This window comes from Actinotalea sp. (assembly GCF_035443605.1).
Taxonomy (GTDB): domain Bacteria; phylum Actinomycetota; class Actinomycetes; order Actinomycetales; family Cellulomonadaceae; genus Actinotalea.
Genome location: NZ_DAORSQ010000071.1, coordinates 1 through 14202 on the forward strand (window position 1 = coordinate 1; position 14202 = coordinate 14202).

Here is a 14202-nt window from a genome sequence, read left to right on the forward strand (position 1 = left end):
CACGCTCGTCGCGGCGATCGACTACCTCTTCGAGCGCGGCGCGCGCGACGTGACGTGCATCTGCCTCATCGCGGCCCCCGAGGGCCTCGCGGTGGTCGAGCAGCACGTCGGCGACCGGGCCGACGTCACCGTGGTGGTCGCCTCCGTCGACGAGCGGCTCAACGAGAAGGCCTACATCGTCCCCGGCCTGGGCGACGCTGGCGACCGCCTCTACGGCCTGGTCTGAGCCACCCGGGCGCCCCTCGGCACCCCCGCCGGGCCCGGTCCCCCGGCCCCCGGCCGCCCAGGCGTCCAGGCGTCCACGATGCGAGACCAGGCGCCCTTCCCCTTGGTCCCTGACCTCCGAACGGTCACACTGAGGTGTTGACTTCCGTCGGAAGCCATGTGACGCACCGCTCCGCCTCTGGCGGTGCGTCCGGGCTCCGACGGAACACGGGCCGCGGTGGACGCGCTCGCGGGCTGGGGGGCTCACCGACCGGGGCCCCGTGGCTCCCTGCGCCCCCGCGGTCCGTCATGGGATCGTCCTGGTCCGCTCGGGGGATGCTGGTTCAGGACGAGCACTGCCGGGTCGCGTGACGGGAGACCTCCGTGATCCGGCAGTGCACCCCCACGGCAGTGCACCCCCGACGGCTGTGCACCCCCGACGGCAGCGCACCCCCGGCTACCGGCTCCGGACCACCACGATGAGCAGCATCGTCACGGCGAAGCCCACCGCGTAGTTCGCCACGAGGAACTGCCGCCAGCCCCGGTTGGCGCGCGCTGCGTCGTCGTCGGGCACCGAGCGGTAGGGCCAGGCCAGCGCGACGTACGGCAGCACCAGCGGGGCGGCCAGCGGCCCCGGCCACGGGGTCGCGAGCAGCAGCGTGCCGCCCGCCAGCCACAGGACGATGCTCAGCCGCGCCGTGGTCGCGGCGCCCAGCACCGTGGCGACGGAGGCGATGCCGCCCGCGCGGTCCGCGACGACGTCCTGCACCGCGCCGAACGCCTGGCTGGCCATCCCCCACAGGAAGAACGCGGCGAGCGCCAGCCACGCCGTGCGCCCGATCGGCGCGCCCGCCAGCACCAGCCCGTAGAGCGCCGGGGAGACGAAGTGGGTGCTCGACGTCATCGAGTCGAGCACCGGCCGCTCCTTGAACCGCAGTCCCGGCGCCGAGTACGCCACCACGGCGAACAGCGACCCGGCGAGCACCAGCGCGGCCGTGGCCGACCCGACCGCCACGAGGTAGGCGACGAACGGGACCGGCAGCAGGGTCGAGGCGAGCAGCGTGGTGCGGTGCACGCGACGGTCCAGCAGCGCGCCCTCGACGCCGCCCTTGCGCGGGTTGCGCAGGTCCGACTCGTAGTCGAAGACGTCGTTGATCCCGTACATCAGCAGGTTGTAGGGGATGAGGAAGAAGAGCGTCCCCACGACGAGCCGGGCGTCGACGCCGTCCGAGGCCAGCAGGTACGCGGCGGCGAACGGGTAGGCCGTGTTGACCCAGCTCAGCGGCCGGGAGGCCGTCACGAGGGAGCGGAGCACGCCGCCTGCCGACGTGGACCGGGGCTCGGTCATGCGTCCTCCTCGGGGGCGCCACCGGAGGCGGCCGGCCGGGGCGACCCGACGCGCCCGCCGAGCAGGTGCCACAGCGCGGGCAGCAGCAGCACGCCCGCCAGCGGATAGGTGAAGTCCTCCAGCGGGGCCACCCCCACGCGCAGGCCGGAGATGTGCTCTGCCGCGTAGTCGACCAGGCCGGCGGAGATCATGAGGTTGTCGAACACCGCCGTGAGCACCCACAACGCGACGAGCGCGGCGAGCAGGGCGCGTGGGACCACGCGGCGCCGGGCCGGCACCAGCGCGAGGGCCGCGAGCAGCACGAACGGCAGCGACACGAGCACGTAGGTCATCGCGGACCTCGCTCCCGGCGCGCCACGAACCACCGCGCGGAAGCGAGGTAGAGGTTCATCGTGAGGTAGCTCAGGAAGGTGAGGAACAACAGCTCCTCGACCGGCAGCTCCCGTGCCACGAGCAGCCCGGACATGTACGGCGTCTGCCCGCGGAAGAAGACCCCGGCCCCGATCCCCACGAGGTCCCACACCACGAAGAAGGCGACACCGCCGGCGAGCACGGCGGCGCCGCGCACCAGCCCGCCAGCCAGCAGCAGCCGGTGGCGCAGGTCGAGGGCCAGCATGCCGGCGAGCGACACGATCAGCGCGGCCCCGTAGGCCAGGCTCATCCGACCTCGCCCAGCGGTCCCGTCGACGTGTCCCCGCGCAGCCGCTTGACCACGAGCTCCGCGCTGATGAGGCACATCGGCAGCCCGATCCCCGGGGTCACCGACCCGCCGGCGTAGAGCAGCCCGTCGACCTTGTGGGCCGTGTTGTCCGCGCGGAAGAGCGCACTCTGCCGCAACGTGTGCGCGGGGCCCAGGGCGGTGCCGCGCCACGCGCGCAGGTCGTCCGCCCAGTCGGCCGGGCCGACGGTGCGGCGCACGACGATGCGCTCGGCGAGGTCGGGCACGTCGGCCCATGCGGCGATCTGCGCGATGGCGCGGTCGGCGACCTGCTCCACCCACGCGTCCCCGGCGCCGTCGAGCCCGCCACGGCCGGCGCGCACGTCCGCCGGCACGGGCACGAGGATGACGAGGTTCTCGTGGCCCGCCGGCGCGGCGGACGGGTCGGTGGCCGTGATCCGGCTGAGGTAGACGGAGGTCGGGTCCGGCATCGGCGCGGGCGGCGCGCCGGTGAGCGGGGCGAAGATGTGGTCGAACGTCTCGTTCCACGCCTCGGCGAAGAACAGCGAGTGGTGCGCCAGCTGCGGCAGCGCGCCGCGCACGCCGAGGTACACCATGACCGTGCTGGGGCCGGGTACCTGCCGGCTCCACCAGCGGGGCGTCCGCGAGCGCAGACCGGCTGGCAGCAGGTGCTGCTCGGTGTGGAACAGGTCGGCCGTCGAGACCACGAGGTCCGCGTCGAGCGTGCGCTCGGCACCCCCGCCGCCGTCCCCGACCGCCGCGGTGCGGTAGCGCACGCCGGTGGCGCGTGCGCTGCGCCCGCCCGGCCGGCCCCTGCCGGGTGACGGCTCGGTGAGGATCGCGGTGACGTCCGCACCCGTCACCACGCTCGCGCCGGCCTTCTCGGCGACCCGGCGCACCGCGTCGATGAGCGTGCCGAACCCGCCCTGGGGGTAGAGCACCCCGTCGACGAGGTCGAGGTGGCTCATGAGGTGGTACATGCTCGGCGTCAGCGCCGGGGCGGAGCCGAGGAAGACGGCAGGGTAGCCGAGCACCTGGCGCAGCCGCGTGTCGGTGACCGTCGCCTCGATGCGGCCCTGGAGGGACTGGGTGAGCAGCCGGCCGAGCCGAGGCGTGCGCGTCAGCACGTCGCGGTTGACCAGCGGCACCAGCGAGGCGAAGGTCGTGTAGAGGAAGTGCCGCACGGCCATCGTGTAGGTGTCCGACGCCGAGGCGAGGTACGCCCGCAGCCGCTCGCCGGCACCGGGCTCCACCCGCTCGAAGAGCGCGACGCTGTCCTCGAGGTCCGAGCGCAGGTCCAGGGGGTCGGCGTTCTCGTAGTAGACCCGGTACGCCGGGTCGAGCCGCACGAGGTCGAGCTCCTCGGCTGCGCTGGTGCCCATGAGCGCGAAGAAGTGCTCGAAGACCTCGGGCATGAGGTACCACGACGGGCCCAGGTCGAACCGGAAGCCGTCCAGCGTGAACGAGGACGCGCGGCCGCCGACGTCGTCCCTCGCCTCCAGGACGGTGACGGCGAACCCCTCGCGGGACAGCAGGGCGGCCGTGGCCAGCCCGGCGATCCCCGCCCCGACGACGACGGCGGTGGGCATCAGGCACCGCCCCCGCGCAGCAGCGCCCGCGCGGCGAGCCGGGCCTTGACGGGACCGGGCACACGCACCCGGGTGCGCAGCACCTCGTCGGCCGGCGTGGCGGCGAGCCGCGCGGCGAGCTCGGCGAACAGGGCGTAGGCGACGCCGACGGCGCGACGGGCCGGGGCGGGCAGCCGGGGCAGCGCGAGGGCGGCGACGTGCAGGTCGGCGGCGATGTCGGCGAGCACGGCGGCCTTGGCCTCCTCGGTGAGGTGTGCGGGGTCGACGTCAAGGTACCGGCGCCCGAGTGTCTCGTAGTCCTCCGCGAGGTCCCGCAGGAAGTTGACCTTCTGGAACGCCGCCCCGAGGCCCTGCGCCCCCGGCGCCAGCTCCTCGTAGCGCGCCTGGCGCCGGGCAGCGGGCTCGTCGAGCAGGAAGACCCGCAGGCACATGAGGCCGATCACCTCGGCCGAGCCGTAGACGTAACGGCGCAGCGAGGCCTCGTCGTGCTCCGTGACGTCGAGGTCCATCCGCATCGCGGCGAAGAGCGGCGCGGTGAGCTCGGTGCCGAACCCGACGTGCCGCGCGGTCGCGGCGAAGGCGTGCACGAGGACGTTGGTCGAGTACCCGCTGGCCATCGCCGCCTCGGTCTGGGCCTCGAGGTCGTCGAGCAGTCGCCGGGCCTGGGTGCCGGCCCCCGCCGCGACGCTGGCACCGTCCACGACCTCGTCGGCGAGCCGCACCAGCGCGTAGACCGTGCGGATGTGCGCGCGCTGGGCCGCCGGCAGCAGGCGCGTGGCCAGGCCGAAGCTCGTCGAGTACCTGGCGATGAGCGCGTCGGCCGCCTGCTGGGCGACCTCGTCGTACAGCGCGAGCCGGTCGGTGTCGACGGCGCGCGCCCTCAGACGACCAGCCACCGGGCCTCCTCGATGTGGCGGCTGACGTCCGCGAGGGCGCGCCGGATCTGGTCGGTGACGGCGCCGACCACGGGCACCAGCCCGGCAGGCAGGCGGCCCGCGTCGAGGCGGCGCGTGACCTCGTCGATCTCGGCAAGGACGGCCCGCTGGACCAGCCCGGGGGCGACGGACCGGGCCAGCGCGCGCCGCATGCGCGCGGCCGTCGCCTCGTCGAGGTCGGGGCGGCCGAGGTGGTCGGCGAGCTCGTCCCACACCGGCATGTCGCGCGCGTGCAGCATGAGCGGGGTCCGCTTGCCCTCGCGCAGGTCGCTGATGTTGCTCTTGCCGGTCTCCGACTCCGGGGCGAACACCCCGAGCAGGTCGTCGACGAGCTGGAACGCGCGGCCGAGCAGGCGTCCGTGGTCGTCGAGCTCCGCCAGCACGGCGGGGGACGCGCCCGCGAGGATCGCGCCGGCCTGGAGCGGTGCGCGGAACGAGTACATCGCCGTCTTGGACTCGGCGACGCGCATCGACTCCTCCAGCGTGGGCGCGTGCAGGCCGAGGCCGTAGGCGGTGTCCGCGAGCTCCCCGCCCGCGGACACCAGCAGCGTCTCGTCGAGCAGGTCCATGAGCGCGGCGCGCGCGTGCGGCGGTGCGGCCTCGGTGGCGACCAGCCGGTGGGCCTGCCCCAGCGCGAGGTCCCCGGCCAGCACTGCTGCCGCTGCGGCCCAGCGGTCGGCGCGGGCAGCGTCGTGCCCACGGGCGATCGCGTCGGCGCGCATCGTCTCGGCGAGGTTGGGCCGGCCGCGGCGCATGGTGTCGCCGTCGATGAGGTCGTCGTGGATGAGGAACGCCGTGTGCAGCAGCTCGAAACCCGCCGCGATGCTCACGGCCGCCTGCGGGTACGGGTTGCCCAGCGCCGTGTGCGCACCGATGACGATCGCGGAGCGGAACCGCTTGCCGCCGCGAACGCTGCGTGCGATCTCGGCCCAGAGCAGGCCGTACTGGGGGCCGAAGGACGCCGAGCGCAGCGACGCGCACTCGAGCGCGCCGTCGAGCACCCGGTTGACCTGCGCCTCGATGTCGGGCGCGAGGACCACGGCGAGCGGGCTCACGGCTCGCCGCCGGAGAGCAGCACGAGGTCGGGGGCGGACTGGACCAGCCAGGGGCTCAGCCCCCACGGCGCGGCGGCGACCGCGCGACCCAGGGCGGCGGGGTCCACCCAGGCATGGTCCATGACCTCGTCTGGGTCGGGGGCCAGCGTGGAGCCGGGCGCCAGGCGCGCCGTCCACACGGGGCAGATCTCGTTCTCGACGACGCCCGAGGCGTCCACGGCGCGGTAGCGGAAGTCCGGCAGCACCAGCGTGAGGTCGGTCAGCTCGACGCCCAGCTCCTGGCGGGCGCGTCGGCGCACGGCGTCGTCCCCCGCCTCGCCGGGCGCGGGGTGGCCGCACACGCTGTTGGTCCACACCCCCGGCCAGGCGGCCTTGCCCAGCGCGCGGCGCGTGACCAGCACGTGGCCCGCGTCGTCGAGCACGTGGCAGGAGAACGCGAGGTGCAGGGGCGTGTCGGCGGTGTGCACGGTGGCCTTGTTCGCCACGCCGCAGGGCGTGCCGTCCTCGGTCAGCAGCACCACCAGCTCGGCACCCGCCATCGTCGCCTCCAGGTCTCACCGAAACTCAGCATGCTGAGGATAGGCGAAGCGGGGCAGGGTGTCGCCCCGGACGGCGCGCCGTGGTCGGCGCCCGCGGCGGTCCGGCTACCGCGGCGCCGTCGTCACGGTGACCGCACCGATGAGGTACTGGTCTCCCGTGGTCGAGGCCGCCAGGCGGTTGAGCCCCTCGGCCAGCGCGGCCGGGCGGAACGCCTTGGCGTCCATCCCCAGGGCGTTGGCGTAGGCGGAGCCCACGGCCGTCGAGGTGAACGCGTCGTTGACCAGGCCGTCGGTGCCGTCCCAGCGCACCGGGGTCAGCGCGGCGCCGTTGAGCGTGAGCCGGTCACCGCCGCCGGAGCCGTTGCGGTCGCCCTCCCAGGCGACCACCCCGATGCGCGCCAGGCTGCTCGCCGGCGCCTCGAAGGCGAACGTGGTGGAGGCGTTGGAGGCGATCCAGGCACCGCCGTCGTACACCGAGACGTCCTGGTGCAGGCCGGGCAGCGCGTAGACGACCACGAGCGACCAGCCCGCGTAGTACGTCGGGGTCCCGTTGAGCCGGGTCGCCGACCGCACCGCTCCGTCCACCGACCAGGCTCCCGCGCCACCGTCGGCGACCTGGTCGGTCACGTCGGCGAAGGCCTGGTAGTACTCACGGCTGACGTCATCGGTGACCAGCGCGATCACGGCGCCGTCGACCGGCGCCGCGGGGGTGCCGGGGGCCGTCAGGGACACGGAGGTGGGGGAGCCGACGGCGAGGGCCTGGTCGCCGCCCGTCCAGGTGTCGGCGACCGGACCCCCGGCGTAGCGGTTGGCGGACCAGTACAGCCCGGCGAAGGTGACCTCGGCGCCGGCGGGCAGCTCGAGCGTCGCGGCCGAGGCGAGCGGCGCGCCGGCCGCGTCCGTGAGCGGCACCATCGCGAAGCTGTTGTTGGACGACGTGCCGCCGAGGTTGGCCATCGCCGTGCGGCAGCCGGCATCCGTCTGGTCGCACGCCAGGAGCGGCGCGCCGATCTCGGTGGCGCGGTAGCCCAGCGTCGCGTCGGCCGACCAGCTGCCGCGCGGGCTCAGACCGGCGGAGGCGATCCTCAGGGTCGCGGTCGAGGTGAGGACGGCGGCGTCCTGCGCCGAGGTGACCTCGACGACGACGCGCTGGGCCGTCGCGGCGGAGGCCGTCGCCGGCAGCACGAGCGAGGCGGAGGCGCCCGGGTCGAGCGACGCCAGCCGGCACAGCGCGACCTGGTCCGTCACGCGCTCGCACGTCCAGCCGACGGCCTGGCCGGCGCGGTCGAGCGCGTCGAACGCGACCGTGGCCGGCAGGGTGACGCGCGCGACGACGTCACGGGCGGCCGCCGTGCCGCCGTTGCTCACGGCGAAGGAGAGCGTGCCCGACGCGTCCTGGACGAGATCCGCTGTGACGGCGCGCGAGAACGTCAGGTCGGAGGCGATGACGTCGAGCGTGGTCGCCGCCTCGGCCGACAGGCCGGCCGAGCGGACGGTCGCGGTGACGACGCCTTCGGTCTGGCCGTTGGCCTGGATCGCCAGGAGCAGCGGGGCCGAGGCGCCCGGAGCCAGGGCGTCCGCGAGCGTGCACGTCACGACGACGTTGCTGCCAGGGGGAGCCGTGCAGGTCCACGCCGTCGGCAGACCGAGCTCGACGGGGAACACGCCCGCGGGCAGCGCGACCTGCGCCTCGAGGCCGCCGACCGACGTGCCACCGGTGTTGGTGACGTCGAGCGTGACGACCCGGGGCTCGCGCCGCTGCAGGGTGGTCCCGGCGGGCAGCCCCGCGCTCAGGGCGCCGGCGACCGAGCGCACCGACAGGGTGACGGACGTGGTGGCCGCCGCAGCGGGGACCCGGACGCCCAGGTCCGTGGTGACGTCGACGTCGACGAACGGGGCACCGTCGGTCAGGTCCAGCGCCGGGGCGGTGACGTCGAGCACCAGCGGCCGGGCGCTGCGCGGGGCCAGCGCCGCCACGACGCAGTCCAGGGTCCCGGGGCTTGCCGCGGAGCAGCTCCAGCCCCCGGCTGCCCGCGGGGTCAGGGTGAGACCGGCCGGCAGGTCAGCCGGCAGGTCGACGAGCACGTGCACGTCGCGCTGCGTGGTCCCGCCGGTGTTGCTCACGGGCACGGTCAGGGCGACGGAGGTGGGTGCGGCGGCGACCGCCTGCAGCACGAGCGGCGTCAGCGGCCCGGTGGCGACCTTGGCCGGCGCCGACGCGAGCCGTGCCGTCAGGGACGTGCTGGTGGCGGCGGCCTGACCGGGGGCCCACGTGGAGATCCGCACGCCGAGGTCGCGCTCGCCGTCGAGGGCGGCGTCGTCGACGAGCACCGAGGCGTGCAGCGTGCTGCGCGACCGGGCGGCCAGGCCCGGCAGGGCGCACTGCGCGGTGGTCGCGCTGACCCGCGTGCAGGTCCAGGCTGTGGGCGCCGCGGTGGGCACGGCCGCGCCGCCGCCGCCGCCCGGGACCCCGGCGATGGCCTGGACGTCCCAGTCGACGCCGGGGTCGAACGTGAAGAGCGTGGAGACCTGAGCCGCGGCGCCGCCCGCGTTCGCGACCGTGACGTCGACCTGCTCGCGGACACCCGCGACGAACGTCACGGGGGAGATCGGGTCGAGCACGAGGTTGGCCGGGTCCGTCACGGGCACCACGGTCGGCGTGCGGTCCACGGGCGTCGTCGGGCCGTCGGCGACCTCGGGTGCGTCCGCGGGGCCGTCGGTCTCACCGCCCGGTGCACCGGGCGCCGTGCCGGGGTCGGCCGGGTCCGTGGGCGTCGCCTCGTCGAGGGGCTCGGTCGCGGTCTCGGTCTGCGGCGCCTCGGTCTCCTCGACCGCGGCCGGAGGGGCCTGCTGGTCGTCCTGGGTCGTGAAGGCGCCGAGCACACCGGCCACACCCACCGCGACCGCGGCGACGGTCACCGCTGCGGCCGCGCCGATGACGGCGAGCGGGGCGGAGGCGATCAGGGCGAGCAGGCCGCCCGAGGCCGCGCCGCCGGCACCGCCCGCGACGCCGACGGACGTGCCGGCCGTCACCGCACCCGCACCGCCGCCCGCGGCGGCGCCGGAGCCCGCGGAGCCGGTGGCCGCGGCCGCCGGGGCTGCGGGCGCACCGCCGACGAGCACGGCGGCGCCCGCGGCGACGGCCGCGATCCCGGAGGCGGCGCCGACACCCGTCAGCACCCCCGAGGCGCCGGCCGCGCCGGCGCCCGCTCCGGTCGCGGCACCCGCGCCGGCACCTGCGCCAGAGCCAGCACCTGCGCCAGAGCCGGCACCGGCGGAGGACCCGCCGAGGGCGCCGACGCCCATGGCACCCACACCGTGGCCGGCGGCGGCGATCGCCCCACCGAACCCGACGCCCTGGAGCAGGCCGACGACGGCGGCACCGAGCACCAGCGGCGCGATGACCACGCGCATGCCGTGGTTGACGTCACCGAGCTCGAGCACGAGGGCGCGGCAGGTGCCGCACTCGTCGAGGTGGGACTCGACGAGCGCGGTCTCACGCTTGGCGAGCCCGCCGCGGACGTACGAGCCCAGCTTGCTGTTGACCAGCGTGCACGCCTCGCTCGACGGCGCGGCGAGGTGCTGCTGGAGGTAGGCCTGGCGCAGGCCCTCGCGCGCGCGGTAGGCAAGGGCGGCGACGCCGTTGGCCGTCAGGCCGAGGACGGGAGCGATCTCCTGGGCGGAGAGCCCCTCGACCTCCGTGTACCAGAGCACGGCCTGCCACCGCTCGGGCAGCGAGGAGTAGGCCTGCGAGACGACCCCCCGCTCGAAGCCCGCCATCGTGGGCTCCTCGGTGGACTCCGCCGCGCCGAGGGAGGTCTCGAACGTCCCGATGTCGTCGGTGGGCTGGGCGCGCCGGCCCGCCTCCACGCGCTCGAGCGCGACGCGCCGCAGCACCGTGAAGAGGTAGGCGCGGAAGGCGACGTCGGGCCCACCACCGCCCTGCACGGCGGAGAACACCCGGCTGAACGCCTCCGCGACCGCATCCTCGGCGTCGGCGGCGGAGTTCGTGTACTGCCTCGCGACGGTCCGGGCGGCACCAGCGTGACGCTCGTAGAGCACGCCGAAGGCCGCCGCCTCACCGCTGCGGACCGCGGTGATGAGCTCGGCGTCGCTCGACAGGTCCCAGGCACTCCCGATGCTCAAGCCGACCCTCCCTCCCGGTGCGCGGCGGCGGCACGCCCGTGCGGGCGTACACCTCTCCATCGGAAAGGTTCTCATGGGAGATGAGCACGGTGCGTGGGCTCACCGGGTGAGAAACCTCGCTACGGCCATGTCGGACCCAGAACCCGCGTCATCAGGTGGTAGGCGGGCCCTCTCATCCGGCATGACGACCACCGACCTGCTGACCCCGAGCTCGGCCCCCGCGCTGCGCGACCTGTGGCGCACCCAGACGGTCGAGTCCGTGTGGCTGCGACCCGGCGACTGGTACCACCCCGCCGTGGACGCGCTCACCGAGGCCCTGGTCTGCGGCGCGGACCCCGCAGCCGCCGCTGCCCGTCTCGGCGCGGTGCGCGGCGCGGCCGGCGTCGGCATCGCCGAGACGCTGGACGACGTCGCCGTGCTGTACCGCCTCATCGACACCGAGCCCGGCCTGGACGCGCTGCGCGCCCTGTGCGAGGGCTGGGCCAGCGCCGTCGACGCCGCGCCCGTGCAGGCGGCCTGCATCGACCCCGAGTCCGGCCTGCCGACGCTCGACTACCTCGCGGTCCGCCTCGGCGAGACCTACGGCGCGGCCCGCAAGCACGCGCACCACGCCTTCGCCACGCACTGCCTCGTGCTCGTCGACGTCGCCGCGGAGGAGCTCGCGCCCTGGCGCCGGATGGCCCGCTCGGCCGCGATGGGCCGCGCGCTGACCGCGGCGATGGTGCCGGGTCACCCCATGGCCGCGCTGGGCGGCGGCGCGTTCGCCGTGCTCGTGGCGCGGGACTGGGACCTCGGCGAGACCGTCCGCCGCATGCGCGACGAGGTCAACGAGCACGCCGTCGCGCTGCAGATCACCGACCTCATGCGGACCCCGCCGCGCATCTGGATCGAGCCGCTGCCCGAGACCCACGACCGCGCGGTCGACCTGCTCAACCACCTGCGCCGCTAGGCGCCCTCGGCCCGCGCCATCGGGTCGGGGCGGGGGTTCAGTCGCGGGGCGGGGCGGGGCGCCAGACGACCAGGGCGCCCGACGACGTGACCCGCGCCGGGCGGTGGCCTCGGGGGACCGCGACGACCTCACCCTGCGGTCCCGCCGCGAACACGCGGCTGCCCGGGTCGGCGAAGGTCCGCAGCACCTCGACCTGCTGCTCGAGCCGCTCCACGCGCTCCTCGAGGTGCAGGATCCGCTTGATGCCCGCGAGGTTGATCCCCTCGTCCTGGCTGAGCCGCTGGATCTCGCGCAGCGTCGCGACGTCCTTGAGGGAGTAGCGCCGGCCCCGGCCCGGCGCGCGGCCGGGCGAGACCAGACCGAGCCGGTCGTACTGGCGCAGGGTCTGCGGGTGCATGCCGGCGAGCTCGGCCGCCACCGAGATGACGAAGACCGGTGCGTCGTACATCCGTCCTCCTGACCCTGGTCCGACCGCGCATGCCGACGCGGCCCGGCGGCGTGCGCCGCCGGTCTCGCTACGTGGTGGCGCGCGCGCGCAGGTCCGCCCGGACGTCCGCGTCCGCGGTCGCAGCGGCGAAGGCCTCGACCGCCGCCCGCGCGTCGTCGGACAGCCGCTGCGGAACGGCCACCTGGATGGTGACGAGCAGGTCGCCCGCCGGGAGCCCCGCCTCGCCCGTGCCCGCCGTGACCCCGCGGCCGCGCACGCGCAGCGTGCGGCCCGACGGCGTGCCCTCGGGCACCTTGACCCGCACCGTGGCGCCGTCGAGCGTCGGCACGTCCACCTGGGCGCCGAGGGCGGCCTCGGCGAACGTCACCGGAAGCGTGACCCGCAGGTCGCGCCCGTCGATGGCGAACACCGGGTGCGGCTCGACCCCGACCGTGATGACGAGGTCACCCGCTGGCGCGCCGCCCTCGCCGGGCCGGCCCTTGCCGCGCAGGCGGATCTTCTGACCGTCGCGCACCCCGGCCGGGATGCGCGCGGTGACCTTGCGGCCGTCGACCTGGAGCGTCACGGTCGAGCCGGTCACGGCCTGCCGGAAGGGCAGCCGTGTCGAGGCCTCGAGGTCGGCACCGCGCTGGGCCCGACGTCCGCCGCGGAACCCCGCACCGCCGCCCGGCATCGCGGCGCCGGCGCCGCCCGCGAACATCCCGCTGAGGATGTCCTCGAACCCCGCGTTGCCCTGCGTCGTGTAGCGCTGCTGGCGCTGGCCGCCGCCGGCCCCGAACAGCCCGCCGAAGAGGTCCTCGAACCCGGCGCCGCCCGCGCCACCGGCACCGCCGGCGGAGAACCGCGCCCCGCCGCCCGCCATCGCGCGCACGGCGTCGTACTGCTGGCGCTGCTCCTTGTCGGACAGCACCGCGTAGGCCTCGCCGACGTCCTTGAACTTCGCCTCGGCCGCGTCGTCGCCCGGGTTGTGGTCCGGGTGCAGGTGCCGCGCCTGCTTGCGGTACGCCTTCTTGATGGCGGCCGCGTCGGCGTTCTTGGGCACGCCGAGGGTGGCGTAGAAGTCCTTCTCGAACCAGTCCTGACCGGTCATCGCCAGCTCCCTCCCCGCGTCCCCGGGGTCCTGGTCCTGGTCCGGGCGTCGCGCGCCCCGATCCGGACCAGGACCGCGCCGTTCACTCCCCCGGCTCCGCGACCGCGACCCGCGCGGCGCGGACGATGCGCTCGCCGACCCGGTGACCGGGCTGGAGCACCTGCATGACCGTCGCCTGGTCGACGTCCGGCGACAGCGCGTGCATGAGTGCCTCGTGGTGGTTGGGGTCGAACGGCTCGCCCACGGCGCCGTAGCGCTCCCAGCCGAACCGGCCGAGCGCCGCCTCGAGCTTGTCCGCGATCGCGGCGAACGGGCCGTCGGCCAGCTCGCCGTGCTGCCGCGCCAGGTCGACGTCGTCGAGCACGCCGAGCAGGGACTCGACGACCGCGTACACCGTCTGGTCGCGGGCGACCAGACGGTCCCGCTCCACGCGCTTGCGGTAGTTGACGTACTCGGCCTGCAGCCGCTGCAGGTCGTCCAGCCGCTCGGCGGCGACCGCCTGGGCCGCCTCGAGCTCGACGAGCTCCGGGGCGGCGCCCAGCGCGGCGTGGTCGACGTGCGGTGCGGCGTGGGGGGCGGCCTCCGGCGCGGCAGCCGGCTCGCGGACGGCCCCGGTCTCGGGGTCCACCCGCCGCTTGTCCGTGAACCGCGGGCGGGTGGGGTCGAGCTCGTCTCCCCCACCCGTCCCGGTGGTCTCGTCGGTCACTTGGACTCGTCCTCGTCCACGATCTCGGCGTCCACGACGTCGTCGTCCGAGGCCTGCTCGGGCGTCGGCGCGTCGGCCGGGGCCTCGGCCGCTGACTGGTCGGCGGCGTAGATGGCCTCGCCGATCTTCTGGCTGATGGTGCTCAGGGCCGCGTGCTTGGCCTTGACCGCCTCGATGTCCTCGCCGGCCAGGGCGGTGCGCAGCTCGCCGACGGCGGCCGTGACCTCGGTCTTGACGTCGTCCGGCACCTTGTCGCCGTTGTCGGCCAGGACCTTGTCCGTCGAGTAGGCGAGGTTCTCCGCCTGGTTGCGGACCTCGGCCTCCTCGCGGCGCGCCTTGTCCTCGGCGGCGTGCGCCTCGGCCTCCTTGACCATGCGGTCGATCTCGTCCTTCGGCAGCGCGGAGCCGCCGGTGATCGTCATCGACTGCTCCTTGTTGGTGGCGCGGTCCTTGGCCGACACGTGCACGATGCCGTTGGCGTCGATGTCGAAGGTGACCTCGATCTGCGGCACGC

General features: G+C 75.4%; 14 protein-coding genes. 2 read left to right on the forward strand and 12 right to left on the reverse strand.

Features of this window, described 5'->3' with window-relative positions:
- On the forward strand, nucleotides 1-226 hold a 226-nt coding region (locus tag PKY62_RS09065; protein WP_324536385.1), incomplete at its 5' end, for a uracil phosphoribosyltransferase.
- 435 nt (nucleotides 227-661) lie between these two features.
- Here the strand turns inward: PKY62_RS09065 and PKY62_RS09070 are convergent.
- The 8 genes from PKY62_RS09070 to PKY62_RS09105 all read right to left on the reverse strand — a co-directional run bounded on the left by PKY62_RS09070 (nucleotide 662) and on the right by PKY62_RS09105 (nucleotide 10495).
- Nucleotides 662-1552 carry a prenyltransferase gene (locus PKY62_RS09070; RefSeq protein ID WP_324536386.1) on the reverse strand — a complete coding sequence of 297 codons (891 nt, stop codon included), beginning with the start codon at nucleotides 1550-1552 and terminating at the stop codon, nucleotides 662-664.
- The gene (locus tag PKY62_RS09075; protein ID WP_324536387.1) at nucleotides 1549-1884 is read right to left on the reverse strand and encodes a lycopene cyclase domain-containing protein; all 336 of its coding nucleotides are present in this window, start codon (nucleotides 1882-1884) and stop codon (nucleotides 1549-1551) included. Before PKY62_RS09075 ends, PKY62_RS09070 begins: the two co-directional genes overlap by 4 nt.
- Nucleotides 1881-2213: a lycopene cyclase domain-containing protein gene (locus PKY62_RS09080; protein ID WP_324536388.1), complete on the reverse strand. Its 333-nt coding sequence runs from the start codon at nucleotides 2211-2213 to the stop codon at nucleotides 1881-1883. Before PKY62_RS09080 ends, PKY62_RS09075 begins: the two co-directional genes overlap by 4 nt.
- A complete protein-coding gene (crtI, locus tag PKY62_RS09085) occupies nucleotides 2210-3820 on the reverse strand; it encodes a phytoene desaturase family protein (protein WP_324536389.1) in 1611 nt (536 codons plus the stop codon). The genes PKY62_RS09080 and crtI overlap by 4 nt, the downstream gene beginning before the upstream one ends.
- Nucleotides 3820-4716, reverse strand: a complete 897-nt coding sequence (locus PKY62_RS09090) for a phytoene/squalene synthase family protein (protein WP_324536390.1) — start codon at nucleotides 4714-4716, stop codon at nucleotides 3820-3822. Before PKY62_RS09090 ends, crtI begins: the two co-directional genes overlap by 1 nt.
- Complete coding sequence (locus tag PKY62_RS09095) at nucleotides 4701-5810, reverse strand: polyprenyl synthetase family protein (RefSeq protein WP_324536391.1); 1110 nt, start codon at nucleotides 5808-5810, stop codon at nucleotides 4701-4703. Before PKY62_RS09095 ends, PKY62_RS09090 begins: the two co-directional genes overlap by 16 nt.
- Entirely contained in the window at nucleotides 5807-6349 is a 543-nt protein-coding gene (idi, locus tag PKY62_RS09100) for an isopentenyl-diphosphate Delta-isomerase (RefSeq protein WP_324536392.1), read from the reverse strand. The genes PKY62_RS09095 and idi overlap by 4 nt, the downstream gene beginning before the upstream one ends.
- A 105-nt stretch (nucleotides 6350-6454) precedes the next feature.
- Nucleotides 6455-10495, reverse strand: coding sequence for a sigma-70 family RNA polymerase sigma factor (locus tag PKY62_RS09105; RefSeq protein WP_324536393.1), 4041 nt, complete (start codon nucleotides 10493-10495; stop codon nucleotides 6455-6457).
- Between the two features lie 181 nt (nucleotides 10496-10676).
- On the opposite strand from PKY62_RS09105, the gene PKY62_RS09110 reads away from it, so the two are divergent.
- Nucleotides 10677-11444, forward strand: a complete 768-nt coding sequence (locus PKY62_RS09110; protein WP_324536394.1) for a hypothetical protein — start codon at nucleotides 10677-10679, stop codon at nucleotides 11442-11444.
- A 37-nt stretch (nucleotides 11445-11481) separates the two neighbouring features.
- On the opposite strand, the gene PKY62_RS09115 is transcribed toward PKY62_RS09110, so the two are convergent.
- The 4 genes from PKY62_RS09115 to PKY62_RS09130 form a co-directional block, all read right to left on the reverse strand.
- On the reverse strand, nucleotides 11482-11892 hold the full coding sequence (locus PKY62_RS09115) for a heat shock protein transcriptional repressor HspR (RefSeq protein ID WP_324536395.1): 411 nt from the start codon (nucleotides 11890-11892) through the stop codon (nucleotides 11482-11484).
- Nucleotides 11893-11959: 67 nt separating this feature from the next.
- Nucleotides 11960-12982 carry a DnaJ C-terminal domain-containing protein gene (locus PKY62_RS09120; protein ID WP_324536396.1) on the reverse strand — a complete coding sequence of 341 codons (1023 nt, stop codon included), beginning with the start codon at nucleotides 12980-12982 and terminating at the stop codon, nucleotides 11960-11962.
- 82 nt (nucleotides 12983-13064) lie between these two features.
- Nucleotides 13065-13688, reverse strand: coding sequence for a nucleotide exchange factor GrpE (grpE, locus tag PKY62_RS09125; RefSeq protein ID WP_324536397.1), 624 nt, complete (start codon nucleotides 13686-13688; stop codon nucleotides 13065-13067).
- A partial coding sequence (locus PKY62_RS09130; RefSeq protein WP_324536398.1) for an Hsp70 family protein occupies nucleotides 13685-14202 on the reverse strand: 518 nt, incomplete at its 5' end. The genes PKY62_RS09130 and grpE, both read right to left, overlap by 4 nt.

Excerpts from the sequence above, each read along its gene's own strand:
- PKY62_RS09070 (WP_324536386.1), bottom strand. The coding sequence starts at position 1,552 with ATGACCGAGCCCCGGTCCACGTCGGCAGGCGGCGTGCTCCGCTCCCTC.
- PKY62_RS09075 (WP_324536387.1), bottom strand. The coding sequence starts at position 1,884 with ATGACCTACGTGCTCGTGTCGCTGCCGTTCGTGCTGCTCGCGGCCCTC.
- PKY62_RS09080 (WP_324536388.1), bottom strand. The coding sequence starts at position 2,213 with ATGAGCCTGGCCTACGGGGCCGCGCTGATCGTGTCGCTCGCCGGCATG.
- crtI (WP_324536389.1), bottom strand. The coding sequence starts at position 3,820 with ATGCCCACCGCCGTCGTCGTCGGGGCGGGGATCGCCGGGCTGGCCACG.
- idi (WP_324536392.1), bottom strand. The coding sequence starts at position 6,349 with ATGGCGGGTGCCGAGCTGGTGGTGCTGCTGACCGAGGACGGCACGCCC.
- PKY62_RS09110 (WP_324536394.1), top strand. The coding sequence starts at position 10,677 with ATGACGACCACCGACCTGCTGACCCCGAGCTCGGCCCCCGCGCTGCGC.
- PKY62_RS09115 (WP_324536395.1), bottom strand. The coding sequence starts at position 11,892 with ATGTACGACGCACCGGTCTTCGTCATCTCGGTGGCGGCCGAGCTCGCC.
- PKY62_RS09120 (WP_324536396.1), bottom strand. The coding sequence starts at position 12,982 with ATGACCGGTCAGGACTGGTTCGAGAAGGACTTCTACGCCACCCTCGGC.